We start from the raw sequence: 25600 nt of genomic DNA on the forward strand, positions 1-25600 counted from the left end.
CGCCGACCCGCGGGGACCCGCCTACCCGGGGTGATAAACTGACGCCGATTGTGAGTGGTGGGCCGCGTGTCGACCTGTTCATCCGCGCGGGCGTGTTTGATCCGCGCGGGGGAGGGCGGGTTAGAGCTGCTGGCTCTTGAGCGAGGCCACGATGTGCTCGGCCTGGCGGATGGCCAGCGCGACGATGGTCAGCGTCGGGTTGGCCGCGGCGCCGGTGGTGAAGACCGAGCCGTCGGCGACGAACAGGTTCGGCACGTCGTGGGCCCGGCCGTAGGCGTTGGTCACGCCGTCCTCCGGGCGGGCGGACATGCGCGCGGTGCCCAGGTTGTGGGTGGCCGGGTAGGGCGGCGTGCGGTGCGAGGAGATCGCGCCGACCGACTCGTAGATGGCCTGGCCCTGCTGGTAGCCGTAGGTGCGCATGGCGACGTCGTTGGCGTGGTCGTCGAAGTGCACGTTCGGCACCGGCAGCCCGTGCTGGTCCTTGACCGCGTGGTTGAGGGTGACCCGGTTGGTCTCCTGGGGCATGTCCTCACCGACGATCCACATGCCGGCCGTGTTCGCGTAGCCGTCCATGATCCGGGTGAAATCCGGTCCCCACAGGCCCGGTTCGACGAAGCTGGCCAGGAACGGCACGCCCAGCGACAGCGTCTCCATGTAGAAGCCGCCGGCGAACCCGCGGTCGGGATCGTGCCGGGACTCGTCCGCGATCAGGCCGGCCATCGTCTCGCCCCGGTACATGTGCACCGGCCGCTCGAACTGGGCGTACACCGAGCCGGTCGTGTGCCGCATGTAGTTGCGGCCCAGCTGGCCCGAGGAGTTGGCCAGGCCGTCGGGGAACTGCGGGCTGGCCGACTGCAGCAGCAGGCGCGGGGTCTCGATCGAGTTGCCGGCCACGACGACCACGCGGGCCTTCTGCCGCTGCAGGTTGCCGCCGGAGTCCAGGTAGAGCACCGAATCGGCCCGGCCGGACGCGTCGTGGGTGATCTGCACGGCGTGGGAGTTGGGACGCAGGTCGAGCTTGCCGGTCTTGAGGGCCTTGGGGATCTCGCTGACCAGCGTGCTCCACTTGGAGCCGTTCTTGTCGCCCTGGAAGTTGAAGCCGTCCTGGATGGAGGCGGGCCGGCCGTCGTACGGCTCGGCATTGGTGCCGTACGGGCCGGTGGCGTAGAAGTGGTACCCCATCTTCTCGGCCCCGTTGGCCAGCACGAAATAGTTGTTGTTGGCCGGCAGCGGGGCGCGCCCGTTGGTGTGGGTCGACCCGATGCGGTCCTCGGCGATCGAGTAATAGGGCGCCATCTCGTCGTGGTCGACCGGCCAGTCAAGCAGGTTGGCGCCGTCGATCCGGCCGTAGTTGGTGCGGGCCTTCCACTCGTGGGCGTGGAAGCGCGGGGTCGCACCCGACCAGTGGGTGGTGGTGCCGCCGACCGCCTTGACGATCCAGGCCGGCAGGTTCGGGAAGTCCTTGGGCATCCGCCAGCTGCCGGACGTGGTGCGCACGTCCAGCCAGGCCATCTGGCTGAACGCCTCCCACTCGTCGTTCACCCAGTCGTCGATCGTGAAGTAGGCGCCCGCCTCCAGGCAGACGACGTTCACGCCGGCCGCGGTGAGGTCGTGCACGGTGGTGCCGCCGCCGGCCCCGGAGCCGATGACGACGACGACCGAGTCGTCGTTCTGGTCGAAATGGACGCCGGCGTGCTCGCCGCCACTGCCCTTGGTGGTCGCCATCTGTCCGCTCACGCTCCGGTCTTGGTCTTGATGGGGACGAACGTCACCGGGCCGTCGTACTCGGTGATCCGCGGCTCGGGGAGCCAGTCCAGGTCGTTGAAGCCGCGGCTGACGTAGCCGCCCTTGTCGAACGAGGAGCCCTCGTAGCCCAGCGCGGCCCACGTCTCCGGGTCGTCGTACAGGTTGACGGTGGCGAAGCGGCGCACGTAGCCGAAGAACGCCGTGCTCTCGATCCGCTTGAGGATGGTGTACCCATCGGCGGTGCTCAGGCCGACGAAGTCACCGTCGGCCAGGGCGTCCAGGTCGGCCAGACCCTGCTCCAGCGTCGAGCGGTTGAACGGGTTGCCGGCCGCGTCCGCGATCAGCTTGTCCGCCGTGCGCTCGTAGGGCCCGCGGGGGACGTTGGCATGCGGGTAGGCCGCCTGCAGCATCCGGATCAGGACCTGCCTGGCGCGGTCGGTGTCCTGGGTTGACGTCATGCCCTCTCCACTTCGGTGTGGTGCCCGCGAGTCGGCCGGCCGAGGCCGGGTTCCCACGGAGATGTGTGACGGAAGGCGCGTCCCGATGTGCTCGTCGGCGCCGGATCGTGCGTGGACCAGGCGTCGACGGGATGACCGCCCGTCGGCAGGAATGCAGCCACTCTGCGGGGGGAACGGGGCGAATTCCAGACCGGTTCTCGCACCCTGAGAACATCCGGAGGCGGACCTCACTCGGCTGTCATAGGGTCGGCGCCGGCCGGCTTCCGACGCCCCGCAACGGCGCGTGGGTGCGGTGGCGGCCCGAAGGTCCGCTCCCGGGCGGACGAGCCGACGGAAGGGCACCACGCATGATCTTCATCTGCGCCAAGTGGCAGGTAAAGCCGGAGAACGCCGACCAGTGGCTGGATCTGACCCGCGACTTCACCGAGGCCACGCGCGCCGAGCCGGGCAATCTGTTCTTCGACTGGTCGCGCAGCGTCGACGACCCCAACGAGTTCGTGCTGATCGAGGCGTTCCTGGACGACGCGGCCGAGGCGCACGTGACCGCCCCGCACTTCAAGCAGGCCCAGGCCGACCTGCCGCAGTACCTGGTCGCGACGCCCAAGATCGTCAACTTCGTCGTGCCGGGCAACGACTGGTCCGAACTGGGGGAGATGGAAGTCAAGTAGGCGGGGGCGCGTCCGGCCCGGGCGCCGGCGGCGGGCGGGTTCGCCGACCGGCCGCCGGGCTGCGTTATGGTCGTGCATGCCCGCAAACGCCCTTGTGGGTCGGGATGCCCAGATTGTCGAGCTGGAATCCGTGCTCGAGCGGGCGCGCGCCGGACACGGCGGTGCGGTGCTGGTTTCCGGCGAGCCGGGGATCGGCAAGACGTCGCTGCTGCAGGCGGTGGCGAGCCGGGCCGCGGGCGTGTCCGTGGTGGCCGTCGCCGGATTCGAGGCCGAGTCGACCATCCCGTTCGCCGCGGTCCAACGGCTGGCGATCCCGTTGTCCGGTCGGCTGGCGGTGTTGCCCGAGCGGCAGCGTCAGGCCCTGGCGATCGCCGCGGGCCGGGCCGACGGTCCGCCCCCGGATCGCTTCCTGGTCGGCCTCGGGCTGCTCGGCCTGATGGGGGCGGCCGCCGCGGAGCAGCCGCTGGTGTGCGTGGTGGACGACGCCCACCACCTGGACGTGGAGAGTCTGGACGCTCTCGGCTTCGTCGCCCGCCGCATCGAGTCGGAGCGCATCGCGCTCCTGTTTGCCGGGCGCCCCGATCCGGCGGTGGCCCGGCGGCTGGCGGGCGTGCCCGAGCGGACGTTACCCGGATTGCCGACGGACGCGGCAGTGCGGCTGCTCCGGCGCTCGACGGCCGAGCCGATCGATCCGGCCGCGGCCGCCGCGATCGTCCGGGCGCTGGGCGGGAATCCCCTGGCCATCGTGGATCTGGCCGGTGACGCTTCCGCGGCCGAACTGGCCGGGTGGGGGCTGGCGGACCGGCCCGTGCCCGTCGGCCCGCGCCTGGAGGCGCACTACCTGCGCCAGGTGGCCGCGGTCGACCCGCTCGCGCAGGCCTGGCTGCTGCTGGCCGCGGCCGATTCGGCGGCCGGCCTCGATGTGATCGGCGCTGCCGCCGACCGCCTCGGCATCGATCCCGACGCCGGCAGCCGGGCCGAAGCCGCCGGCCTGGTCGCCCTTTCCGGCACGGTGCGGTTCCGGCACCCGCTCGTCCGCTCGGCCGTCTACACCGCGGCGTCCGGGGTGGACCGGCGGCGGGTGCACCGCGCGCTGGCCGCGGCGGCGACGGGGCTCGGCCGGACCGAGCTCGAGGCGTGGCACTCCGCCCAGGCCACCCCGGGTCCCGATCCCGCGATCGCCGACCGGCTGGAACACGCGGCCGACCTGGCCGCCCGGCGCGGCGGCTTCGCCTCCCGGGCCAGCGTGCTCGCCCGGGCCGCCGAGCTGACCGCGCCCGGTCGTCGACAGGCCGACCGGCTGATCGGGGCGGCCGAGGCGGCGCTGGTGGTCGGCGCGGTGCAGGTGGCCGCCGACCTGCTGGGCCGGGTGGACCCCGCCGTGCTGGACCCGGTGCTGCGGGCCCGGTGCACCGTCGTCCGCTACGGCATCGCCCTGTTCACCGCCGACCCGGACATCCTGCGGCGCGGCACCGCAATGTTGATCGAGGCGGCCGACGGGTTCCACGACCACGATCCGGTGCGGGAGCAGCAGACCCTGCTGATGGCCTTCGAGTCCTGTGTCGTCGCCGACCGGCTCATGGACGGCGTCACCCCGGACGAGCTGGGCGAGCGGATGGCCGCCGCGGCGGCCCTCGCGGACGGTCCGACCGCCGACATCCTGTGCGGCCTGGGCGCCCTGATCCGGCTGCCGTACGACCGGGCCGTCCCGCCGGTCCGGGCGGCGCTCGACCGGATCCGGCGGTTGCCCGAACCGGATGCGATGCAACTGGGCACGGCCATCACCGCGCTGACCACGTTCCTGGCCGACGTCGACGAGCGGGACGCCGCCCTCGACCGGTGCGCGGCGGCCGCGCGCGCCGCCGGCGCTCTGCGTTCGCTGGACACGGTGATGTGGTTGATCTCCTTGACCCAGCTGACCGGCGGCACGGTGCGGCGGGCGGCCGAATGCGTGGAGGAGGTCCGCGGGATCCGGCGGTCGATGGGGTACGACAGCGAGCAGGTGGTCAATCCGGCGGTGATCGCCTGGACCGGTGGCCCGCGGGAGCTCGTCCGGCAGATAGGCGCGGCGGCCGCGGCGGGAGGCTTCGGTGGCGTGACGGCCGTGGCCACCTGGTCGTTGGCGGTGCGTGACCTGGCCGAGGGACGGTACCCCGATGCCTACCGGCTGCTTCGCCCGCAGATCATGGAGCCGTTCCTCCAGGTGACGCCGGTGCAGTTCCCGGACTTCGTGGAGGCTGCGGTCCGCAGCGGCCACGCGGACGAGGCGGTGACCCGGGTCGAGGAGATGGACCGGCGGGCGGCCGTCAACGGCTCACCCTGGTACCGCGGCCTCGCGGCGCGCAGCCGGGCTCTGATCGCCCCGCCGGGCGAGGCCGAGCCGCACTACCGGTCGGCCGTGGAGGCGCTGGCCGGCACCGGTGCATTGATCGACCTGGCCCGGGCCCACCTGCTCTACGGTGAGTGGCTTCGCCGGGTTCGCCGGCGCGGCGAGGCCCGGCGCGAACTCACCAGCGCCCGGGACCTCTTCGAGCGGGGCGGGGGCGAGATCTTCCTGGGCCGGGTCCGCGGAGAGATCGAGGCCACCGGCGCGGCAGGAACGACCGCCGACGAGGGGAACCCGCTCGGTCTGACCGCCCAGGAGCTGGCGATCGCCCGGCGCGCGGCGGCCGGGCAGACCAATGCCCAGATCGCCGGCGCCCTGTTCATCAGCCCGAACACCGTTGACTACCACCTGCGCAAGGTGTTCGCCAAGCTGGCCGTCTCCTCACGGCGGCAGCTGTCCGATCGGCTCGGCGGTCCCGCCGCCGGGTAGTCACCGGGACCTGGCTGATCCGGCCGGCCGGGGCGGCGGCCGGACCGACTACGTGGTTCACGTGGTCCGCCCGCCGTCCGGGCGGGTCCAGGATCGGCGGAGCCGACCCCCCGAGTGGGGCCGAAAGCCACGGCGGCGGTCCGACCACCCGGACGCACCGACAACCCGGCCGCGCCGACCACCGGGCGCCGACCACCGGGCGCCGGCCGCCGTCGTCTCACGACTCCACCGACCCATGACCGGAAGGACCGTCGACATGACCGACTCCGCCCCCGACACCGTGGTGCTCGTCCACGGGCTCTGGATGACCCCGCGCAGCTGGGAGAACTGGGTCGAGCATTACCGCGCCAAGGGGGTGACCGTGCTGACCCCGGCCTACCCGGGATTCGAGATCGAGGTCGAGGCCCTGCGGGAAAACCCGCAGATCATCGCCGAGCTGACGGTCGCGGACACCCTGGACCACCTGGCGTCGGTGATCGAGGGCGTCGACACGCCGCCGCTGATCATGGGCCACTCCTTCGGCGGGACGCTGACCCAGTTGCTGCTGGCCCGCGGACTGGGCTCGGCGGGCATCGTCATCGATTCCGCGCCGACGGAAGGGGTTCGGGTGACCCCGGTCTCGCAGGCCCGATCGCTGTTCCCGGCGTTGAAGAACCCGGCCAACCGGCACCGCGCGGTCGGATTCACCCCGGAGGAGTTTCACTACGCCTTCACCAACACCCTGACCGTGGAGGAGTCCAGGACGGTCTGGGACCGGTACGCCATCGCCGCTCCCGGCTACTGGGTCTGGGAGTACGGCCTGTTCGCCAACTTCAAGCCCGGCCACCAGGACACCTGGGTGGACTACACGGCGGACCGGGCGCCCCTGCTGTTCATCGCGGGCGAATCGGACCACATCATGCCGCCGTCGGTGAACCGGTCGAACGCCCGGCACTACCGGGCGTCGCCGGCGTTGACCGAGTACGTCGAGTTCGCCGGACGGGACCACTGGACCTGCGCGGCCCCTGGGTGGGAGGCCGTTGCCGATCGCGCCCTCGAGTGGGGCCTGACCCACGCGCGGACGGGTCGGCCCTGGCTGGCCGGTCGCTGACCGCCCGGTCGGGCGCAGGCCGCCGGACATCCGGTCGAGGCGGCGCCGGGCGGGCCACGCCGATCAGGCCGGGCGACGGGGCCGGGCAGCAGCGCCGCGGAGCGGGGTCGGCGCATGCTCCATGATCGTCGGGTGACGAACGAGCTGCGATCGCCGGACCGACCCGTCGTGCACACCCCGGCCGGACCGGTGCGCGGCACCGACGACGGCCGGGTGCGGGTGTTCAGGGGGATCCGGTACGCGGCGCCGCCCACCGGCGCCCGGCGGTGGTGCGCGCCGGTGCCGCCCGAGCCCTGGACCGATCCGGTCGACGGCAGCCGGTTCGGCGCGATCGCGCCGCAGCCGCCGAACCCGGTGATCAACCTGGGTCCGCAGGCCGTGCAGGACGAGGACTGCTTGTTCCTGAACGTCTGGTCGGCCGCGGCGGTGCGGCCCGGCGACGCCTGCCCGGTCATGGTCTGGGTGCACGGCGGCGCGTACCTGCTCGGGTCGGGCAGCCAACCGATCTACGACGCCGCCGACCTGGTCGCCGACGGCGACCTGGTGGTCGTCACCATCAATTACCGGATCGGCGCGCTGGGCTTCCTCGACCTGACCTCGGTCGCCCCGGACTCCGGCGTCGACGCCAACCCCGCGTTGCAGGACGTGCTGCTGGCCCTGCGCTGGGTCCGGGACAGCATCGCGGCGTTCGGCGGCGACCCCGGACGGGTGACCCTGGCCGGCGAGTCGGCCGGCGGCGGCCTGGTCACCACGCTGATGACGGTGCCGGCCGCGGCCGGCCTGTTCCACCGGGCGATCGCCCAGAGCTCGCCGGCGACCAGCGTGTTCGACCGGCACCGCGCGCGGACCGTCACCGAGGTCTTCCTCGACCGCGCCGGCCTGCGCGCGGACGCAGGTGCCGGCAGCGGCACGAACGGCGGGGCGGCGGACCTGCTGCCGGCCCTGCGGTCGCTGCCGATCGGCCCGCTGCTGCGGGCGGCGACGGGCACCTACGACACGATCCCGACCACGTCACCGGGCGTCCTGGCGTTCTTCCCGGTCGTCGACGGCAGCCTGGTGCCGGAGCACCCCCTGGACGCGTTCCTGGCCGGTCGCCAGCACCCGGTCCCGCTGCTGATCGGCACGAACAAGGACGAGGCGTCGCTGTTCGCCCGCATGTCGGCGCCGATCATGCCGGTGGCGCCGGACACCATCCGAGGGATGTTCGGCCGGCTGGCGCAGGAACGCCCGGACGTCACGCTGCCGACGGAGGACCGCGTGCTGTCCGCCTACACCGGCGTCCGGGCCAAGGGCCGCGGGCTGGCCGTGGCCCGCGACATCGGCTTCCGCATGCCCGCGGTGTGGCTTGCACAGGCCCACGCATCCGTGGCGCCGACCTACCTCTACCGCTTCGACTGGGCGACGCCGTTGCTGCGGCTGCTGCGCATCGGCGCCACCCACGCCACCGAACTGCCCTACCTGTGGGGCAACCTCGTCGCCGGCCCCAAGGACCCGACGTTCAAGCTCGGCGGCCTGCGGACCGGCCGGGTGCTGTCGGCCCGGATGCAGCAGCGATGGCGCTCGTTCATCGCCGGGGATGGGCCGGACGCACCGGGAGCTCCGGCCTGGCCGGCCTTCGACCCGCGTGGCCGGGCGACGATGGTGATCGACCGGGAGGACGTCCTCGTCGGCGACCTTGACGCCGAGCTGCGGGCCGCGTGGGGGCCGACGGTGCTCGCATTCCGCTGATCCCCGGTCCGGCCTGCCCCCGCCGCCCCGGCCTGCCGCGTCCCGCGCGGATCATCTACGCAGGCGCGGACAAACCCGTCGACTTGCTGCTCATCCGTCACATCCGGGGCTTGTTGATCCGCGCCGGCGTTGTTGATCCGCGCGAGCAGGGGCGGCGGAGCCGGGTGCGGCGGAGCCGGCGGGGCCGGGTCCGGCGGATCCGGCGGGGCCGGCCGGTTCAGCCCAGGTAGGCGCTGACCCCGTCCGCGATGCCCTCGGCGATCTGCTGCTGCCCCTGGGACGAGCTCATCAGGGCGGCGTCGGCGGAGTTGCGCATGTTGCCCATCTCCAGCATGACCGTGGGCCGCAGCGACAGGTTCAGGCCGGCCAGATCGCCGCGCTGCCACAGGCCGCCGGAGCCCAGGTGGTTGGACGGCGACAGGCCCGCGTTCACCAGCGCGTCCCGCATGTCCGAGGCCAGCGCCTCGGACTGCGCGGCCATCGCCGCCCCCGCCGGTGCCCGTTCCGCGGTCATCACGTAGAAGCCCTGGGCCCCGGCGTCGTCGCCGTCACCGTGGATGGACACCACCGCGGCGGCGTTCGCGTCGTTGCCGAAAGCGGCCCGCTTGTTGACGCACGGCCCGACGCCGTCGTCGCTGTTCCGGGTCATCCGCACGTCGAAACCACGCGCGGACAGGATCGACTGCAGCCGGGTGGCCACGCCCCAGTTGAACTCGTGCTCGGTGTACCCCGCGTTGGTCGAGGTGCCGGTGGTGTTGCACGGCTTGGTCTGCCCGAACCCGGCATCGACCAGGGCATTGATGATGTCCGGATTGGACCCGTTGGCGCCGTTGTGGCCGGGGTCGATGACGACGATCTTGCCGCCGCCGGTCGCGGGCTGCTGCTCGGTGGCCGGGTCGCGGGTCTGGGCCGGTTCCTGCGGGGCCGGGGCCGGCGGTTCGGCCGGTGGGGTGTAGTCGTCCTGCGGCGCGTCGACCGGCGTCGATTCCGGGGTCGGGTCAGGCTCGGCGGAGGACGACTCCGGCGACGGGCTCGGCGCTTCCGCGGAGCTCGACGTCGCGCTGCTGAGCCCGGGCACGGTGACCGGATCGCCGGCCGAGGAGGCCACGATCGACGGGGAGAAGCTGGTGCTGGGCGGCTCGGCCTGCTGCGCCGGGGCGGCGCAGGCGGCGAGCAGCAGGGCCGCGCCAGCGACGGCGAGCACGCCGAACCGACCACGGCGCGCGCGCAGGGCCTGGTGACTCATGGTGCCTACTGTGCCATCGGCGGGTGTTGCGCCCCGGTAGGTCGGCGGTGTCGCCGGCGGCCGCGCCACCGAGATCACTCCTGCGGTGGACGACCGACGGCACCGGATCGACGTGGTGTCCGCGCCGGGCTCGGGTCCGTCCACCACCGACCCCGCGCGATCCGGCTGGTTCGTCGCCGGATCGACGCGGTTCCCACCGCCTGTGTTCGATGGTGGCCTCGCCCGCGCGGCCAACTACTGTGGCCGGTGGTGGACGGACCCGGATCGGCCGCCGGAACGGAGTGATTCATGCTGCCCGGAATGCCGGACTTCTCGCAGATCCTGATCCAGGCCCAGCAGATGCAGGCCGAGATGGAACGGGCCCAGGCGTCGCTGTCCGAGCAGGAGGTCACCGGGACATCGGGCGGCGGGCTGGTCACCGCGGTGCTCAACGGCGGCGGCGACCTGCTGCGCCTGTCCATCGATCCGTCCGTGGTCGACCCGGCCGACGTGGAGACCCTCGAGGACCTGATCGTGGCCGCCGTGCACGACGCCCGCCGGGCCGCGCAGGACGTCGCCAACGACGCGATGGGGGCGGCGGCCAGCGGGCTGACCGGCTCCCTGGACCTGTCCGCGTTGGGGCTTTCGCTGCCGAACTTCGGTCCGGCCGACGAGGAGGACGAATACCTCGACGATGACGACGACGAGGACGACGACGACGACGAGGATGACGACGGGGACGAGGACGAGGTCACCGAGATCGAGGTGATCACCGTCGAGGCGATCGAACCCGCGCCGCAGGACCCGCGGTCGCCCGGTGCGGGCGGGGTCTGACCGGTGCCGGTGTACGAAGGTCCGGTCCAGGACCTGATCGACGAGCTCGGCCGGTTGCCGGGCATCGGGCCGAAATCGGCCCAGCGCATCGCGTTCCACCTGCTGACGGCCGACCCGGCCGACCTGACCCGGTTGCAGGCGGCCCTGCAACGGGTGAAGGACGAGGTGCGGTTCTGCGCGGTCTGCGGCAACGTCGCGGCCGACGAGACGTGCCGGATCTGCGCCGACCCGGCTCGGGAGGAGGCGGTGATCTGCGTCGTGGAGGAGCCCAAGGACGTCGCCGCGATCGAGCGCACCCGGGAGTTCCGGGGCAAGTACCACGTGCTGGGCGGCGCGATCTCGCCGATCGACGGGATCGGGCCGGACCAGCTGCGGATCGCGCCCCTGCTCACCCGGATCGCCGCGCCGGGCGTTCGCGAGGTCATCCTGGCAACCGACCCGAACCTGGAAGGCGAGGCGACCGCCACCTACCTCACCCGGTTGTTGCAGCCGTTCCCCGGCCTGTCGGTGACCCGGCTGGCCAGCGGGCTGCCGGTGGGCGGCGACCTGGAGTACGCGGACGAGGTGACCCTGGGCCGGGCCTTCGCCGGCCGGCGTTCGGTCGATGCCTGACCCGGACGATCCGGGCCGCCCGTCGGAGGCGACCGCGACCGGGTCCGGTGGCATCTACCACTGGCGCGACCAGCTGCGCGTGACCCTGCGCGCGTTGGAACCCGACGACACCCAGCCGATGCCGCGGATCAGCCCGGAGCCGTTGCCGACCCCGCCCGATCTGCTCGAGCTGCTGCGCGCGCTCGGGGTCGCCCTGCTCAACAGCGCCGACTCCGCGGCCACCGCCACCCAGACGCTGCAGGACGTGGCCGCCGTCTATCAGGTCGACCTGCAGGCGATGGTCATGCCGACCGGCATCCTGCTGCGGTCCAGCCGATCCGAGGTCGACCTGGTCACCGTGCCCAACCGGGACCTGCGGCTGGATCAGATCGGGCAGGTCAACGACCTGGTGGACCTGCTCAAGACGGGCACGATCAGCCCGACCGCCGGGCTGGAGCGCCTGGATCGGATCCTGACCGCGGAACCGCGTTTCCCGACCTGGGTCTCGGTGGTCGGTCAGATGGTGCTCGCCGTCGGCTTCGGCCTGCTGCTCAACCCCGACCTGGTCGGCCTGCCGTTCTACGCCGGGCTCGGCCTGTTCGTCGCGCTGCTGCGGCTGCTGGCCGGCCGGTGGGGCACGCTCTCGGTCGCCCTGCCGGTGATCGCCGCGTTCCTGGTCACGGTGCTCGCGGTCGAGGTGGTGGCGCCGTTCGTCCGGGACGACCCGATCCGGTTGGTCGTCCCCGGGCTGATCACCTTCCTGCCCGGCGCGACGCTGACCATCGCGACGATCGAGCTGGCCGGCGCCCAGATCGTGTCCGGCGCCAGCCGGCTGGTCTGGGGCATGTCGCAGCTGCTGCTGCTGGCCTTCGGCGTCTTCGCCGGGTTGAACCTGCTCGGGTACCCGGCCCAGAGCGGCGCGGTGCAGGCGGGGGCCTGGGCGCCCTGGGTGGGCGTCGCCCTGGTCGGGGTCGGTTACATGCTCTACTCCAGCGCCCCGCCCGGTGCCCTGGTGTTCCTGCTGATCGCCCTCTACGCCTCCTACGCCGCGCAGGCAGCGGGTGCGCTGCTGCTCACGCCGTCGCTGTCCGGCCTGCTCGGCGGGCTGGTCATCGTGCCGCTGAGCCATCTGCTGTCGAAGTTCCCGCAGAGCCCGCCGGGAGCGGTGCTGCTGCTGCCGGCGTTCTGGCTGCTGCTGCCCGGCGCGCTGGGCTTCCGCGGCGTGTCCAGCCTGGCGATGGGTGCGACCGGCGGCGCCCAGGACCTGATCATCACCGGCATCTCCATCTTCGCGGTGGCCTTCGGGGTGCTGATGGGCATGTCGATCACCAAGGACGCCGGGGCGATCCGGCGGACCTGGCGGCTGCGGGTGCTGCGGCGCCGATCGCAGCGGCTCGGGCGGGGTGCCGGCCGCTGAGCCCGGGACGGCCGGGCCGGGTCAGCCGGACGCGACCGGTGGCGTCAGGTCGCTCGGGCTGACGCCGAAGTGCCGCTTGAACGAGCGGGAGATGTGGGTGGGATCGGTGTAGTGCCAACGGCGCGCGACCTGGCCGACGGTCAGGCCGGCGGCCAGGTCGTCCCGGGCCCGGGCCAGCCGGCGGAGCCGGATGAAGGACGCGACGCTCTCCCCGGAGTCCTCGAACGCCCGGTGCAGGGAGCGCACCGACACCCCGATCGCCCGGGCCACGCCGGCGGCCGACAACCGCTGTTCACGCAGGTGGCGCATGATGTGCGCCTCCGCCGCGGCGCGGGTCGCGACCGTGGTCTGCGGCACCCGGACCGGCTCCTGCAGGGCGGCCGCCAGCAGCTCGATGGTCGCGTTGCGCGCGGCCGGCAACGCGCCGAGCGGCAGCCGATCGATGGTGGTGGACAGCGCCTCCAGGTACCCGCTGAGCAGGGTGACGGCCGGGGCGCCGGCGTCCAGCACCGAGCCGGTCATCAGTTCCCCGCGGGCCCCGACCTCCGCCAGCGCCGCCTTGGGCACCAGCAGGCTGCGCTTGATCAAAGGCTCGCGCACCAGGAACGTCGCCGGCGTCGCCGAGTCCCACACCACCACACTGCCCGGTTCCAGCGCCGCCTGGCGCCCGCCCTGCTGGACGATCTCCCGCCCCCGCAGCGTCATCAGCATCACCAGGTACTCGCCGTCAGTGCCGGCGACCTCGCGGCTGGCCCGGACGCCCGCGTTCGGGTCGCAGGTGCAGTCGACGAGGATCAGGTCGGCCAGGTGGCGCCGGCGGACCGACGCGCCGAACCCGACCTGGCGGTCCGGATCGAGCTCGGTCACGCTCCAGGACAGGTGGGTGGCGGACAGCATCCGGCTCCACGCGTCGACCGCCTCGGCGCGATCGTGCGTGCGGAACGACCAGTCGTCGGGCTGCGTCATGGCCACCTCCGGGGGTGCCTCGACCGTAGGCGCGCGGGCGACGGGCCCACAAGGGCCGGTCGCGAGTTGGCGCAAACCGGCCGGCACCCGGCACGAATGGTCATGGCCGGGCCGGCCGACGCCGCCCTAGCGTGATTCCCGCCGGTCCCCACAACGAGGTGAAGGAGCCCTGATGACAAGCAGTGTCGCCGATCGCGCGGCGGGCGTGGCCGTTCCGGACCAGCGTCGGGACGTCGAGTTCGACGCCGACGGGGTCACGCTGCGCGGCTGGTACTACCGGGCCGCGGGCGGCGCGCCCCGTGCGCCGGTCGTCGTGATGTGCCACGGGTTCGCCGCGGTCAAGGAGATGTACCTCGACCGGTACGCCGAGGTGTTCGCGGCCGGCGGGCTCAACGTCCTGGTCTACGACAACCGCAACCTGGGCGCCTCCGACGGCGCACCGCGCGGCGAGATCGACCCGCAGCGGCAGATCGTCGACTTCCGCACCGCGATCACGTTCGCCGAGACGCTGCCGGGGGCCGATCCGGACCGCATCGGTATCTGGGGATCGAGCTACTCGGGTGCCCACGTGCTGGTGGTCGCGGCCACCGACCGCCGGGTCAAGGCCGTCACCAGCCAGGTGCCCGTCGTCGACGGCGACGCCAACTTCCGGCAGCTGGTGCGGGCCGACTTCGTCGACGGGGCCCGGGCCGAATTCGACGCCGACCGGCGCGCCCGGTTCGCCGGGGCCGACCCCGTGATGATCGACGTGGTCAACGCCGATCCGCTGGCGCCCAGCGCCCTGCCCACCCCTGATTCCTACGAGTGGTTCATCGGCACCCACGAGCTGCGCGCCCCGAGCTTCGTCAACTCGTGCACGCTGCGCAGCGTCGAACGGTTCTCCGAATACCAGCCCGGGGCCTACATCCGGCTGATCGCACCGACCCCGCTGCTGATGTGCGTGGCCCGGAACGACGTGCTGACCCCGACCCGGATCGCGCTGGACGGCTTCGCGTCGGCCCGCGAGCCGAAGAAGTTGGTGGTCCTGCCCGGTGGCCATTTCGATGCGTACGTCAAGGGTTTCGACATCTCGGCGGGGGTGCAGCTGGACTGGTTCCGCCGGCACCTGCTGGCCGGCGCAGGGGTGGAGGTCTGACATGCGGCTGGAGAACAAGGTTGTCGTGATCACCGGGGCGGCGTCGGGATTCGGGCGGGCGGCGGCGCTGCTGTTCGCCCGGGAAGGTGCGTCGGTGGTCGTCGCCGACATTCTGGACAAGCCGTTGGCCAAGGGTTTCGAGGACGATCTCGAGCACGGCACCGCCGATCTGATCACGGCCCAGGGCGGCCGGGCCGTGTTCGTGCGGTGCGACGTGACCCGCCGGGCCGACACCGACGGGGCGGTCGCCGCCGCGGTCGAGCACTTCGGCCGGCTGGACGTCATGTTCAACAACGCCGGCATCTACCGCGGCGGCAAGCTGATGGACGCCTTCACCGAGGACGACCTGGACGCGTGCTTCGACGTGAACGTCAAGGGGACCTTCTTCGGCACCCAGTCGGCGGTCACGCAGTTCCGCCGTCAGGAGGTCGATCCGGTGACCGGGCAGCGCGGTGTGATCGTGAATCTGGTGTCCACCGCCGGTCTCCAAGGGCACCCGATGCAGTCGGTCTACAACATCTCCAAAGGCGCGCAGGCCAACCTGACCCGGTGCGCGGCCATCGAGTACGGCGCGGAAGGCATCCGGGTCAACGGCATCTGCCCGACCTACGCCAAGACCGCGCTGACCCGGGATCTGTACGAGGACATGGCGTTCATGCGGTCGTTCGCCGACAGCGTCCCGCTCCGACGGTGGGGTGAGACGGCCGACGTCGCCCAGCTCGCGCTGTACCTGGCCAGCGATGAATCCAGCTACGTGCACGGGGATCTCGTCCGCATCGACGGTGGGGAGACGCTCTGCCGCTACTCGGTCTAGGGGAGCGGAACAGGTGCGCCTGGCGGGGCGGGCCGGCGGGGAGGTGTCGACGGGGGCGTCTCCCCGCACCGGTCCTTCAGGACGCGGTGCGGATCGGGGCCTGCTCGAACTCGGCGATGACCTGGGCGGCGACGACCGCCGAGCTCTTGCGCCGATCCATGGCCGTGCGCTGGATCCAGCGGAACGCCTCGGGCTCGGTCAGCCCGCGGTGGGTCATCAACAGCCCCTTGGCCCGATCGATCAGCTTGCGGGTCTCCAGCCGGCGCGCGGCCGCCTCGACCTCCGCGGTCAGCCGGGCGACCTCGGCGAAACGCGCGATGGCCAGTTCGATCGCCGGGAGCAGGCTGACCCGGCTGGGGAACGCGGGAAGCAGTCCATGGGCGCCGGCGTCCCGGACGGCGGCGACGCGCTCCGGGGTCACCTCGTCGGTGAGCACGACCACCGGGGCGATCCGGGCGGCGGTGAGGTCGGCCAGGGCGGCCAGGTCGTCCGGGCCGGAACCGATCGCCAGGACCACCACGTCCGGTCGCCCGTCCCGGACCAGGCCGGACATCAGGGCGGGGTCGTCGGCCCGGGCGGCGATCTGGAAGCCCATGCGCTCCAGGAGACCCTCGACCGCGGTGCGGACCGCCTCGTCCCGATCGACCACGACGGCGCTGCGGACCCGGCCGTCGACCGGCGCGGAGGCATCGGCCTGCACGGCGGCCGGCCCGGCTCCGCCGGGGCCCGGAGTACCTGGCCGTAACGCGTTCATCACCGGACATCCCTTCGTCGTCGCCGCGTCCCGAACCGGCCGGCTGGCCCGCTCACCGTCGTCAATGTGCGTAGTCTATCAAGCACTGCGTGGCGACTCAAGCATGGGGGGGCGCCGCGCCCGCGGTCCGGTCGCGCCGGCGGATGGCCCGAGCGGGATCGCCGGGCGGGGGGGCGACCGAACCGAACCGGACCGGACCGGACCGGACCGGGACCAGGTGGCGATGCCGACGCCGTCGGCATCGGGCAGCCATTTATCGTAGATTGGCGCGGCCCGCTGCAGCGGTGCCCCGCAGTCGATCCCCGGAGGTACCCGTCATGACCGACCCCGCGCCCGACGTCGCGCTGGCGGTGGACATCGGCGGGACGAAGGTGGACGCCGCCCTGGTGACGCCGGAGGGCTCGGTGCTGCGCGAGACCGTCGCCCGGCGACCGACCGGCCGGGCCTCGACCCGGGAGGCCATCGCCACGTCGATCCGGGCGGCCGCCGCGGCGGCCCGCGCGGCCGGCGGGCCGGGGTCCCGGGTCCTGGGTATCGGCGTCGGTTCCGCCGGTCCGGTGAACCTGCCGGCCGGGTCCATCTCTCCGATCAACTTGCCGACCGCGGCCGATCTGGTGATCACCGAGGTGCTGGCCGGGCTGGCGCCCGACGCCCCGGTGGCGCTGGCGCTGGACGGCACCTGCATCGCGCTTGCCGAACATTGGCTGGGCGAGCTCGCCGGCTGCTCCGACGGGCTGGCCATGGTCGTGTCCACCGGCGTCGGCGGCGGTTTCATCGCCAACGGCCGCCCGGTCACCGGAACCTCCGGGAACGCCGGGCACATCGGTCAGATCCGGGTGCGGACCCGGGACGCCGACGACCCGGTCGCCAGCACGCTGGAGGCGATCGCGGCCGGACCCGGCACGGTCGCCTGGGCGCGCTCCCAGGGTTGGGACGGGCAGACCGGCGAGGATCTGGCCGCGGCGTATCGGTCCGGGTCGGCGATCGCCGAGCGTGCGGTGGCCCGGTCGGCGGCTGCGGTCGGCGAGGCGATCGCTACCGCCACCACCCTCTACGACCTGCAGACCGTGGCCATCGCCGGCGGATTCGTCAATGTCGCTGACGATTACATCGATCGGGTGCACGCGGCGGTCCAGCAGGCCGCGCTGCACCCGTATGCGCGCCGGGTGCGGGTGACCAGGTCCGCCCTGGCCGGCGACGGGCCGTTGCTCGGCGCCGCGGCGCTCATCCTGCGGCAATGACCGGCCGGACCGCGGGCGAGCGGCCCGACGACTCCGGCGCCGGCCGGCGCCGCGGGTCCAACCTCCCGGCGGTCGGCACCTACAACCAGACCCTGGTCCTGGATCTCATCCGCCGCGTCCCGGACGGACTGAGCCGGGTGGAACTGGCCGGCCGGACCGGACTCTCGGCCCAGACGCTGAGCAACGTCACGCGCCGGTTGGCCGACGCGGGGCTGATCAGCGAGGCCGGGAAGGTCATCTCCGGGCCGGGCAAACCGCGGACCCTGCTGACCCTGAACCCGACCGCCCGCTACGCGGTCGGAGTGCACTTGGACCCGGCCGTCGACACCTACGTCGTGGTCGACTTGGCCGGATCGGTCATCCGTCACGCCGAATACACCCCTCGGGCCGGCGCACCGGAGGTGCTGGTCGCTGCGGTCGCCGAAACGGCGCTGGAGCTGGTCGACCGGTCCGGGATCGCCGCCGATCGCGTGCTGGGCATCGGTGTGGCCGCGCCTGGGCCGTTGGATGCCGAAGCCGGCCGGCTGCTGGACCCGCCACTGCTGCCGAGCTGGCACCACATCGACGTCCGGGACCGCATCGCGGCGGCGTCCGGCCTGCCGGTGACGCTCGAGAAGGACGTGACCGCAGCCGTTGTCGGTGAACTCTGGTTCGATCACGCCGAGGAACTGACCGACTCGATGTTCGTCTACTACGGGGCGGGCGTCGGTGTCGGCCTGGCCGTCGGTGGCTCGCCCCTGCGCGGGCGGACGGGCAACGCGGGCAACGTCGCGCACCTGATCGTCGATCCGGACGGTCCGCCGTGCCCCTGCGGGCTGCGGGGATGCCTCGGCCCGTCGATCGAGCCGCGGCGCCTGCTGAGGGACGCCGGCCTGCGGTCCGGGTCGGTCTCCGGGTCGGGTGGACCCGGTCCCGACGTCCGCGCCGAGCTGGACGCGCTGAGCCGGCTGGCCGCCGAGGGCACCGAGGCCGCCCATCGGGTGCTGATCCGGACCGCCGACCACCTGGCGCGGGCGGTGACCGAGGTGAACAACCTGCTCGACCTGGACATCGTGGTGCTGGGCGGACCGGTCTGGGCGCGGCTCAGCGGATCGCTCGCCCCGCGGTTGCGCGAGCGGCTGCTGGCCAATGCCGCCCTGACCACCACCCGGCCGATCGAGCTCCGGGAGTCCCGGCTGGGCACCGACGTCGCCGCGGTCGGGGCCGCTTGCCTGATGCTCGACCGCTCGTTCTCCGCCCGGCCGGAAGACCTGTTGATCACTCCGTGATCCGGCCGGCCGGGTGTCCGGCCGTGCTGAACCGATCCCGAAAAGTCGGGTCCACTCGGCCCTTGACCTAGTTCTTCAACTTGATTTATAAATTATCCATCGCCCGCGCAGCCGTCGCGGGGATCCCGGGAGCAAGGGAGCAAGGAAGCTTCAGATGAAGACATCGACGAAGGTGTTGAGCCTGGTCACCGCCGCCGCGCTGGCGGTCGGTGCGCTCGCCGGATGTTCGAGCAAGTCGGGGTCGTCGGACTCGGACGGCAAGACGATCAAGGTCGCCTACCAGACCACGGCGACCTTCAACCAGATGCAGACCCTGATGGAGACGGCCAAGAAGCAGTTCGAGGCGGCCAACCCAGGCGTGACGGTGCAGCTGCAGCCGATCCAGGCCGAGGGTGCCGACTACTACACGAAGCTCGCGCTGATGAACAAGTCGGCCAGCACCGCACCGGACGTGCAGTACGAGGACACCTTCAAGATCCAGTCCGATGCGGCCGCCGGCTACCTGCTCCCGCTCGACGACCGCCTGGCCAAGTGGCCCGACTGGCAGCTCTACGCCAAGGGTGCGCAGGAGGCGGGGCAGGGGCCCGACGGGCAGACCTACGGCGTCTCGCTGGGCACCGACACCCGGGCCCTCTGGTACAACAAGCAGCTCTTCGAGCAGGCCGGCATCCCGACCCCGTGGGAGCCCAAGACCTGGGCCGACGTGACCGCGGCCGCTCAGACGATCAAGGCCAAGCTGCCGGACGTCATCCCGATCAACATGTATTCGGGCAAGGCGGCCGGTGAGGCTGCCTCCATGCAGACCTTCGAGATGCTGATGTCCGGCACACCGGACTGGCTCTACAACGCCGACACCAAGAAGTGGGTCGTCGGCAGCCAGGGCTTCAAGGACTCCCTGCAGTACGTCGCCGACACCTACCAGAACGGCCTCGGGCCGTCTCTGCAGCAGGCCCTGGACCCCAACATCTTCACCAACGTGACCGCGGAGTGGCTGCCCAAGGGCAAGTTGGCGATCGCGCTCGACGGGTCCTGGCAGTCCGCGGCCTGGGTCGAGGGCGGGACCGCTCCCTGGTCCGACTGGAGCACCGTGCTGGGGTTGGCCCCGATGCCGACGAAGGACGGCGCCACCCCTGGATCGACGAGCATGTCTGGCGGCTGGACGCTGGCCCTGGGCAAGAACACCGCCAACCCGGATCAGGCGTTCGCCTTCCTGACGACCGCGTTGAGCAAGGAGAACGCGCTGTCCTACGACGTCGACAACAGCCAGATCGCGGTCCGTTCGGACGTCGCCGCCGACCCGAGCTACACCGGCGCCAACCCGAGCTTCGGCTTCTTCTCCAAGCTGGTCGACGTCACCCACTTCCGGCCCGCCACCGAGGACTACAGCGAGATCTCCAACGCGATCCAGGTCGCCATGGAGGCCGTGATGACCGGTCAGTCCAGCGTGGACGAAGCGGCCGCGGCGTACGACGCCGCCGTCACCAAGATCGTCGGCGCGGACAACACCGAGACCGCGAGCAGCTGAGCACATGACGGCCACCGCTGCACCCGCCGCGCCGGGCAGCACCGCCCGCGAGTCGCGCGCCCACGCGCGCGGCTCGCGGGCCGCCCGCCGGACCCTGCCCCTGCTGCCGGCCACGGTCCTGCTCGGCATCTTCCTGGTCGGGCCGATCCTGGTATCGCTGTACGGGTCGCTGACCGACGCGACACTGTCCGGTACGTCGGCCGTCTCGTCATCGTTCGTCGGTCTGGACAACTACAAGTCCCTGTTCGAGGATCCGGACTTCCCCATCTCGGTGTGGAACACCGTGCTGTTCGTGCTGTTCTCGGCGGTCCTGGGGCAGAACGTCATCGGGCTGGGCCTGGCCCTGCTGATGCGGGCGGCCAGCCGGGTGGTCGGCGCGATCGTCGGCACCGTGGTGGTCACCGCGTGGGTGCTGCCCGAGATCGTCGCCGCGTTCGCCGCCTACGCGTTCTTCCGCGACGACGGCAGCCTGAACACCGCGCTGAGCGCGATGGGTGTGCCGATGATCAGCTGGCTCTACGAGCACCCGATGCTGATCGTCATCGTCGCGAACATCTGGCGGGGCACGGCGTTCTCGATGATGGTCTACTCGGCCGCGCTGTCCGAGGTGCCGCCGGAGATCGATGAGGCCGCCCAGATGGACGGCGCCAGCGGCGTCAAGCGGCTGGTCTGGGTGACCCTGCCGATGATCCGCCGGACGATCGCGACGAACTCGATGATCGTGACGCTGCAGACCCTGTCGGTGTTCACCCTGATCTACGTGATGACCGGGGGCGGGCCCGGCGTGCGCAGCACGACGCTGCCGATCCTGGCCTACCAGGAGGCCTTCAAGTTCGGCCAGCTCGGCTACGGCACCGCGATCGCCACCATCATGCTGGTGGTCGGCGGCATCTTCTCCGTCTTCTACATCCGCGCGCTGCGCACCGAGGTGAAGTGATGACCACGATCTCCGCCGCCGCCGGCGGGCCGGTCGCGGGCAAGGCCCCGCTGTCGATGTCGGCGCCGCAGCGCGGCACCATGCGGTGGCTGGCCAACGCGATGCTGGTCGGCATCGGGCTGGTGTTCGCGGTGCCGCTGCTGTGGCTGCTGACCGCGTCGCTGGACGCCGACCCGACCCTGGCCATCGCGATGCCGAAGGTCATGACGTTGGACAATTTCCGGGCGGTGCTGGACCCGGAACTGACCCTGCTCCCGCTGTGGAACAGCGTGATCCTCTCTGGCGGGACCGCCGTCGGGACGGTCGTGCTCGCTGCCCTGGCCGCCTACCCGCTGTCGCGCTACCAGATGCGGGTGACCCGGCCGTTCCTGTACGGCATCCTGTTCGGCACCTGCCTGCCGATCACGGCGATGATGGTGCCCGTCTACAGCCTGTTCGTGCAGCTCAACCTGATCGACTCCCTCGGCGGCACCATTCTTTTCATGACGGCCAGCTCGCTGCCCATCGCCATCTGGATGATGAAGAACTTCATGGACTCGGTGCCCATCGAGCTGGAGGAGGCCGCCTGGGTCGACGGGGCGTCGTCGATGCGGACCCTGGTCCGGATCGTGCTGCCGCTGATGCGACCGGGCATCGCCGTCGTGTTCATCTTCGTGTTCATCCAGGCCTGGGGGAACTTCTTCGTGCCGTTCGTGCTGCTGCTGGACCCGGCGCTGCAACCGGCCTCGGTCAGCATCTTCAACTTCTTCGGCTCGTTCGGGGCGGTGGCGTACGGCCAGCTCGCCGCCTACTCGATCATCTACTCGCTGCCCGTGCTGGGGCTGTACGTGCTCGTCCAGCGCGGCCTGGGCGGCTCGTCGGCGATGGCCGGCGCCGTCAAGGGCTGACCCGCCCGGCCCTGCCCGCCCCCGACACCGCCCGCCGACCCACTCCAGGACGAGGATCCCTTCGCCATGCACGACCGCACCGCGCTCGTCGAGATGCGCATCGACCGCTTCATCACCGAGCGGCTCCGGCCCGCGCTGTACCGCCGACGGACCCCGCTGACGGTGCGCGCGTGGGTGGTGAACGGCGAGCCCGTCCCGTTCGCCGAGGCCGAACGCGCCGTCTACGAACCGTTCTCGGTCGGCACCGCCTGGGGACGGCCCTGGGACACGACCTGGTTCGCGGTGACCGGCGAGGTGCCGGCCGGCTGGCTCGACGCCGACGGCGCCCTGCCGGCCGGCACCCGGGCCGAGCTGGTCGTCGACCTGGGCTTCACGGCCGGGCAGAGCGGGTTCCAGGCCGAGGCGCTGGTCTGGGGCCGGGACGGGGTGCCGATCAAGGGGATCGCCCCGTTCAACACCGCCGTCGCCGCCGCGGTCGACGTCGCCGGCCGGGTCGACGTGCTCATCGAAGCCGCGTCCAATCCCGATGTGGGCAGCCTCTTCTCGTTCGAGCCCACCGCGCTGGGCGACCCCGCCACGGCCGGTCGCGAGCCGGCGTACGTGCTGCGGGCGGTCGATCTGGCGCTGCGCGACCTCGTCGTCGCCGATCTGCTGGCCGACGCCCTCGTGCTGCGTGGATTGCTCGGCCAGTTGGACCTCGGATCGCCGCGGCGGGCGCAGATCCTGCTCGCGCTGGACCGGATGGCCGACACCGTCGACCCGCACGACGTGGCCGGCACGGCGTCCGCCGGCCGGGCCGTGCTGGCCCCGCTGCTGGACCGGCCGGCCGGCGCCAGTGCCCACGTCCTGCACGCGGTCGGCCACGCGCACATCGACTCCGCCTGGCTCTGGCCGGTGCGGGAGACGGCGCGGAAGGTCTCGCGGACGTTCAGCAATGTGCTCGCGCTGATGGACAGCGACCCCGACTTCGTCTTCGCCAGTTCGTCGGCGCAGCAGTTCGCCTGGGTCAAGGAGTTCTACCCGACGCTGTGGACCCGGCTGGTCGAGCGGGTGCGGGAGGGTCGCTTCGTGCCGGTCGGCGGCATGTGGGTGGAGTCCGACACGAACATGCCCGGCGGCGAGGCGCTGGTCCGGCAATTCGTCGAGGGCAAGGGTTTTTTCCGCTCCGAGTTCGGCATCGACACCCCGGAGGTCTGGCTGCCCGACTCGTTCGGCTACACCGGGGCGTTCCCGCAGATCGCGCGGGCGGCCGGCGCGCGCTGGTTCCTGACCCAGAAGATCTCCTGGAACGAGACCAATCGAATTCCGCACCACACGTTCCTGTGGGAGGGGATCGACGGCACCCGGCTGTTCACCCACTTCCCGCCGGTGGACAAGTACAACTCCGACGTCAGCGCCGAGGATCTGGCCCACGCCGAGCGGAACTTCGCCGACAAGGGCCGATCGAGCGTGTCGCTGCTGCCCTACGGTTACGGCGACGGCGGCGGCGGACCCACTGCCGAGATGACCGCGACGATCGCGCGCACCGCCTCGCTCGAGGGCTCGCCGGTGGTCCGCCACAGCACCCCGCGGGAGTTCTTCACCGCGGCGCAGACCGAGTACCCCAGCCCCGAGGTGTGGAGCGGGGAACTGTATCTGGAGTTCCACCGGGGGACCTACACCAGCCAGCTGCGCACCAAGCAGGGCAACCGGCGTAGCGAGCACCTGCTGCGCGAGGCCGAACTCTGGGCCGCGACCGCGGCGATCCGGGCCGGGTGGGAGTACCCCGCAGACCGGCTCAAGCGGATCTGGCAGCTGGTACTGCTGCAGCAGTTCCACGACATCCTCCCCGGCACGTCGATCGCCTGGGTGCACCAGGATGCGGAGCGCAACTACGACCGGATCCGGACCGAGCTCGGCGACATCGTCGACGAGGCGCTGCGCGCCCTGCTCGGAACCGGTGACGGGGCCGTGCTGGCCAATGCGGCCCCGCACACCCGGGCCGGGGTGCCAGCGCTGGGCATCGCCCCCGTGGCCACGGACGGACCGGTGCGGCCCGAGCCGGACGGCGAGACCATCGTGCTGGACAACGGGGTCGTCCGCGTCGTGATCGACCGGAACGGCCTGATCGCGTCCATGGTCGACCTGGCCACCGGGCGGGAGGTCGTGCCGGTTGGTGATCGCGCCGGCCTGCTACAGCTGCACCGCGACACCCCGACCCAGTGGGACGCCTGGGACATCGACGAGCACTACCGGCGGACCGTCACCGATCTGGTGGCCGCGGACCTGGTCGAGATCGACGACGCAGCGGTCGTCGTCGGCCGATCCTTCGGCAATTCGACCGTGGTGCAGCGAATGTGGCTGGACGCGGGATCCCGGACGCTGTCCATCGACCTCGACATCGACTGGCACGAGCGGCAGAAGCTGCTCAAACTGGCCTTCCCGGTGGACGTGCACACCGACCGGGCGGCCTCTGAGATCCAGTTCGGCCACATCGAGCGACCCACTCACACCAACACGTCCTGGGACGCCGCCCGGTTCGAGACCGTCGCGCACCGTTGGGTCCGCGTCGCCGAGCCGGACTTCGGGGTAGCCGTCACCAACGACTCGACGTACGGGCACGACATCAGCCGCCGGGCCAAGGACGGGGGCGGCACCACGTCGACCGTCCGGCTGTCCCTGGTGCGGGCGGCGCTGTTCCCCGATCCCGGACAGGACCAGGGACGGCACCGGCTGCGGGTCGGGCTGGTCGCCGGAGCGGACGTGGTGCACGCGGTGGTCGAGGGGTACCGGACGAATCTGGGGAAACGCATCGTGCAGGATGTCGCGGTCGGCGAAGTGGAACCGTTGGTCTCGGTGGACCATCCCGGCGTCGTCGTGGAGGCGGTGAAGCTGGCCGAGGACGGCACCGGGGACGTGGTCGTCCGGCTTTACGAGGCGCTGGGACGCCGGGCCCGGGCGCGATTCTCGGTCGCGTTCCCGGCCGCCTCGGTGGTCGAGACCGACCTGCTGGAGAGTGCGATCGAGGGCGGCACGGCCATCGTCGACGGCTCGTCCGACGGGTCAGGGGCCGATCTGGCCCTCCGCCCGTTCCAGCTGGTGACCGTGCGGGTCGCCCGCGCCTGACCCCGGATCCGGGAAGGAGTGCCGGCCGTGTACCTGATGCAGAACAGCACGCGTCCCTACGACTGGGGGTCGCGAACCGCGATCGCCGCCCTGCTGGGCGAGCCCGTGCCCTCGGTGCAACCGCAGGCGGAGATGTGGTTGGGGGCCCACCCCGGGGCGCCGTCCGGGCTTGCCGGCGCGGGGACGCTGCCCGAGCTGATCGACGCCGACCCGGTCGGTGTGCTGGGTGCCGAGGTGGCCCGCGAGTTCGACGGGACGTTCCCGTTCCTGCTCAAGCTGCTGGCCGCGGACGCGCCGTTGTCGTTGCAGGCCCACCCGACGATGGCTCAGGCGCAAGCCGGGTTCGATGCCGAGGATGCGGCCGGGGTGCCGGTCGACGCGCCGTTCCGCAATTAC

At 72.1% G+C, this 25600-nt stretch carries 20 protein-coding genes and 1 pseudogene; 16 read left to right on the plus strand and 5 right to left on the minus strand.

Going from position 1 to position 25600, the window contains the following annotated elements:
- Nucleotides 1-120 precede the first annotated feature (120 nt).
- Together ACOJUF_RS13735 and ACOJUF_RS13740 are read right to left on the minus strand one after the other, a co-directional pair.
- Nucleotides 121-1725 (minus strand): GMC family oxidoreductase, encoded by a 1605-nt coding sequence (locus ACOJUF_RS13735; RefSeq protein ID WP_420122411.1) that lies wholly within the window; start codon nucleotides 1723-1725, stop codon nucleotides 121-123.
- An 8-nt stretch (nucleotides 1726-1733) separates the two neighbouring features.
- Nucleotides 1734-2204 (minus strand): hypothetical protein, encoded by a 471-nt coding sequence (locus tag ACOJUF_RS13740; protein WP_420122395.1) that lies wholly within the window; start codon nucleotides 2202-2204, stop codon nucleotides 1734-1736.
- A gap of 347 nt (nucleotides 2205-2551) precedes the next feature.
- Here ACOJUF_RS13740 and ACOJUF_RS13745 point away from each other — a divergent pair, with 347 nt between their 5' ends.
- The 4 genes from ACOJUF_RS13745 to ACOJUF_RS13760 all read left to right on the plus strand — a co-directional run bounded on the left by ACOJUF_RS13745 (nucleotide 2552) and on the right by ACOJUF_RS13760 (nucleotide 8505).
- A complete protein-coding gene (locus tag ACOJUF_RS13745; protein WP_420122396.1) occupies nucleotides 2552-2872 on the plus strand; it encodes a putative quinol monooxygenase in 321 nt (106 codons plus the stop codon).
- A 76-nt stretch (nucleotides 2873-2948) separates the two neighbouring features.
- Entirely contained in the window at nucleotides 2949-5687 is a 2739-nt protein-coding gene (locus tag ACOJUF_RS13750) for an AAA family ATPase (protein ID WP_420122397.1), read from the plus strand.
- A gap of 256 nt (nucleotides 5688-5943) precedes the next feature.
- Complete coding sequence (locus tag ACOJUF_RS13755; protein WP_420122398.1) at nucleotides 5944-6777, plus strand: alpha/beta hydrolase; 834 nt, start codon at nucleotides 5944-5946, stop codon at nucleotides 6775-6777.
- Nucleotides 6778-6891: 114 nt separating this feature from the next.
- Nucleotides 6892-8505: a carboxylesterase/lipase family protein gene (locus ACOJUF_RS13760; protein WP_420122399.1), complete on the plus strand. Its 1614-nt coding sequence runs from the start codon at nucleotides 6892-6894 to the stop codon at nucleotides 8503-8505.
- 217 nt (nucleotides 8506-8722) lie between these two features.
- Here ACOJUF_RS13760 and ACOJUF_RS13765 read toward each other — a convergent pair whose 3' ends face one another.
- On the minus strand, nucleotides 8723-9751 hold the full coding sequence (locus ACOJUF_RS13765) for an N-acetylmuramoyl-L-alanine amidase (RefSeq protein ID WP_420122400.1): 1029 nt from the start codon (nucleotides 9749-9751) through the stop codon (nucleotides 8723-8725).
- Nucleotides 9752-10039: 288 nt separating this feature from the next.
- Here ACOJUF_RS13765 and ACOJUF_RS13770 point away from each other — a divergent pair.
- The 3 genes and pseudogenes from ACOJUF_RS13770 to ACOJUF_RS13780 all read left to right on the plus strand — a co-directional run.
- Nucleotides 10040-10390 (plus strand): annotated as a pseudogene (locus ACOJUF_RS13770) (YbaB/EbfC family nucleoid-associated protein); the annotation flags it as partial.
- A 183-nt stretch (nucleotides 10391-10573) separates the two neighbouring features.
- Nucleotides 10574-11176, plus strand: coding sequence for a recombination mediator RecR (recR, locus tag ACOJUF_RS13775; protein ID WP_420122412.1), 603 nt, complete (start codon nucleotides 10574-10576; stop codon nucleotides 11174-11176).
- Entirely contained in the window at nucleotides 11169-12572 is a 1404-nt protein-coding gene (locus tag ACOJUF_RS13780) for a threonine/serine ThrE exporter family protein (RefSeq protein ID WP_420122401.1), read from the plus strand. Before recR ends, ACOJUF_RS13780 begins: the two co-directional genes overlap by 8 nt.
- Before the next feature lie 21 nt (nucleotides 12573-12593).
- Here ACOJUF_RS13780 and ACOJUF_RS13785 read toward each other — a convergent pair whose 3' ends face one another.
- Nucleotides 12594-13538 carry a helix-turn-helix domain-containing protein gene (locus ACOJUF_RS13785; RefSeq protein ID WP_420122402.1) on the minus strand — a complete coding sequence of 315 codons (945 nt, stop codon included), beginning with the start codon at nucleotides 13536-13538 and terminating at the stop codon, nucleotides 12594-12596.
- A 172-nt stretch (nucleotides 13539-13710) separates the two neighbouring features.
- Here ACOJUF_RS13785 and ACOJUF_RS13790 point away from each other — a divergent pair, with 172 nt between their 5' ends.
- The gene (locus ACOJUF_RS13790; RefSeq protein ID WP_420122403.1) at nucleotides 13711-14673 is read left to right on the plus strand and encodes an alpha/beta hydrolase; all 963 of its coding nucleotides are present in this window, start codon (nucleotides 13711-13713) and stop codon (nucleotides 14671-14673) included.
- 1 nt (nucleotide 14674) lies between these two features.
- Nucleotides 14675-15487, plus strand: a complete 813-nt coding sequence (locus tag ACOJUF_RS13795) for an SDR family NAD(P)-dependent oxidoreductase (RefSeq protein WP_420122404.1) — start codon at nucleotides 14675-14677, stop codon at nucleotides 15485-15487.
- A gap of 76 nt (nucleotides 15488-15563) precedes the next feature.
- Here the strand turns inward: ACOJUF_RS13795 and ACOJUF_RS13800 are convergent, their stop codons facing one another.
- On the minus strand, nucleotides 15564-16241 hold the full coding sequence (locus ACOJUF_RS13800; protein ID WP_420122405.1) for an ANTAR domain-containing response regulator: 678 nt from the start codon (nucleotides 16239-16241) through the stop codon (nucleotides 15564-15566).
- Between the two features lie 317 nt (nucleotides 16242-16558).
- Here ACOJUF_RS13800 and ACOJUF_RS13805 point away from each other — a divergent pair, with 317 nt between their 5' ends.
- From ACOJUF_RS13805 to ACOJUF_RS13835, 7 genes are all read left to right on the plus strand, one after another.
- The gene (locus ACOJUF_RS13805; RefSeq protein ID WP_420122406.1) at nucleotides 16559-17482 is read left to right on the plus strand and encodes an ROK family protein; all 924 of its coding nucleotides are present in this window, start codon (nucleotides 16559-16561) and stop codon (nucleotides 17480-17482) included.
- A complete protein-coding gene (locus ACOJUF_RS13810; RefSeq protein ID WP_420122407.1) occupies nucleotides 17479-18750 on the plus strand; it encodes an ROK family transcriptional regulator in 1272 nt (423 codons plus the stop codon). The genes ACOJUF_RS13805 and ACOJUF_RS13810 overlap by 4 nt, the downstream gene beginning before the upstream one ends.
- Before the next feature lie 154 nt (nucleotides 18751-18904).
- Nucleotides 18905-20275, plus strand: coding sequence for an extracellular solute-binding protein (locus ACOJUF_RS13815; protein WP_420122408.1), 1371 nt, complete (start codon nucleotides 18905-18907; stop codon nucleotides 20273-20275).
- A 4-nt stretch (nucleotides 20276-20279) separates the two neighbouring features.
- On the plus strand, nucleotides 20280-21212 hold the full coding sequence (locus ACOJUF_RS13820; protein ID WP_420122409.1) for a carbohydrate ABC transporter permease: 933 nt from the start codon (nucleotides 20280-20282) through the stop codon (nucleotides 21210-21212).
- A 56-nt stretch (nucleotides 21213-21268) separates the two neighbouring features.
- A complete protein-coding gene (locus ACOJUF_RS13825; protein WP_420122413.1) occupies nucleotides 21269-22099 on the plus strand; it encodes a carbohydrate ABC transporter permease in 831 nt (276 codons plus the stop codon).
- Nucleotides 22100-22165: 66 nt separating this feature from the next.
- Nucleotides 22166-25204 (plus strand): alpha-mannosidase, encoded by a 3039-nt coding sequence (locus tag ACOJUF_RS13830; RefSeq protein ID WP_420122410.1) that lies wholly within the window; start codon nucleotides 22166-22168, stop codon nucleotides 25202-25204.
- A gap of 36 nt (nucleotides 25205-25240) precedes the next feature.
- Nucleotides 25241-25600, plus strand: a 360-nt coding sequence (locus ACOJUF_RS13835) for a type I phosphomannose isomerase catalytic subunit (protein ID WP_420122414.1), incomplete at its 3' end; no start/stop codon positions are given.

Origin of the sequence: Nakamurella sp. (assembly GCF_048594475.1) — a bacterium.
Lineage (GTDB): Bacteria > Actinomycetota > Actinomycetes > Mycobacteriales > Nakamurellaceae > Nakamurella.

Excerpts from the sequence above, each read along its gene's own strand:
- ACOJUF_RS13785 (WP_420122402.1), bottom strand. The coding sequence starts at position 13,538 with ATGACGCAGCCCGACGACTGGTCGTTCCGCACGCACGATCGCGCCGAG.
- ACOJUF_RS13735 (WP_420122411.1), bottom strand. The coding sequence starts at position 1,725 with ATGGCGACCACCAAGGGCAGTGGCGGCGAGCACGCCGGCGTCCATTTC.
- ACOJUF_RS13795 (WP_420122404.1), top strand. The coding sequence starts at position 14,675 with ATGCGGCTGGAGAACAAGGTTGTCGTGATCACCGGGGCGGCGTCGGGA.
- ACOJUF_RS13745 (WP_420122396.1), top strand. The coding sequence starts at position 2,552 with ATGATCTTCATCTGCGCCAAGTGGCAGGTAAAGCCGGAGAACGCCGAC.
- ACOJUF_RS13805 (WP_420122406.1), top strand. The coding sequence starts at position 16,559 with ATGACCGACCCCGCGCCCGACGTCGCGCTGGCGGTGGACATCGGCGGG.
- ACOJUF_RS13760 (WP_420122399.1), top strand. The coding sequence starts at position 6,892 with ATGCTCCATGATCGTCGGGTGACGAACGAGCTGCGATCGCCGGACCGA.
- ACOJUF_RS13790 (WP_420122403.1), top strand. The coding sequence starts at position 13,711 with ATGACAAGCAGTGTCGCCGATCGCGCGGCGGGCGTGGCCGTTCCGGAC.
- ACOJUF_RS13765 (WP_420122400.1), bottom strand. The coding sequence starts at position 9,751 with ATGAGTCACCAGGCCCTGCGCGCGCGCCGTGGTCGGTTCGGCGTGCTC.
- ACOJUF_RS13820 (WP_420122409.1), top strand. The coding sequence starts at position 20,280 with ATGACGGCCACCGCTGCACCCGCCGCGCCGGGCAGCACCGCCCGCGAG.
- ACOJUF_RS13755 (WP_420122398.1), top strand. The coding sequence starts at position 5,944 with ATGACCGACTCCGCCCCCGACACCGTGGTGCTCGTCCACGGGCTCTGG.
- ACOJUF_RS13750 (WP_420122397.1), top strand. The coding sequence starts at position 2,949 with ATGCCCGCAAACGCCCTTGTGGGTCGGGATGCCCAGATTGTCGAGCTG.
- ACOJUF_RS13780 (WP_420122401.1), top strand. The coding sequence starts at position 11,169 with ATGCCTGACCCGGACGATCCGGGCCGCCCGTCGGAGGCGACCGCGACC.
- ACOJUF_RS13815 (WP_420122408.1), top strand. The coding sequence starts at position 18,905 with ATGAAGACATCGACGAAGGTGTTGAGCCTGGTCACCGCCGCCGCGCTG.
- ACOJUF_RS13825 (WP_420122413.1), top strand. The coding sequence starts at position 21,269 with ATGTCGGCGCCGCAGCGCGGCACCATGCGGTGGCTGGCCAACGCGATG.
- ACOJUF_RS13830 (WP_420122410.1), top strand. The coding sequence starts at position 22,166 with ATGCACGACCGCACCGCGCTCGTCGAGATGCGCATCGACCGCTTCATC.
- ACOJUF_RS13810 (WP_420122407.1), top strand. The coding sequence starts at position 17,479 with ATGACCGGCCGGACCGCGGGCGAGCGGCCCGACGACTCCGGCGCCGGC.
- ACOJUF_RS13800 (WP_420122405.1), bottom strand. The coding sequence starts at position 16,241 with ATGAACGCGTTACGGCCAGGTACTCCGGGCCCCGGCGGAGCCGGGCCG.
- ACOJUF_RS13740 (WP_420122395.1), bottom strand. The coding sequence starts at position 2,204 with ATGACGTCAACCCAGGACACCGACCGCGCCAGGCAGGTCCTGATCCGG.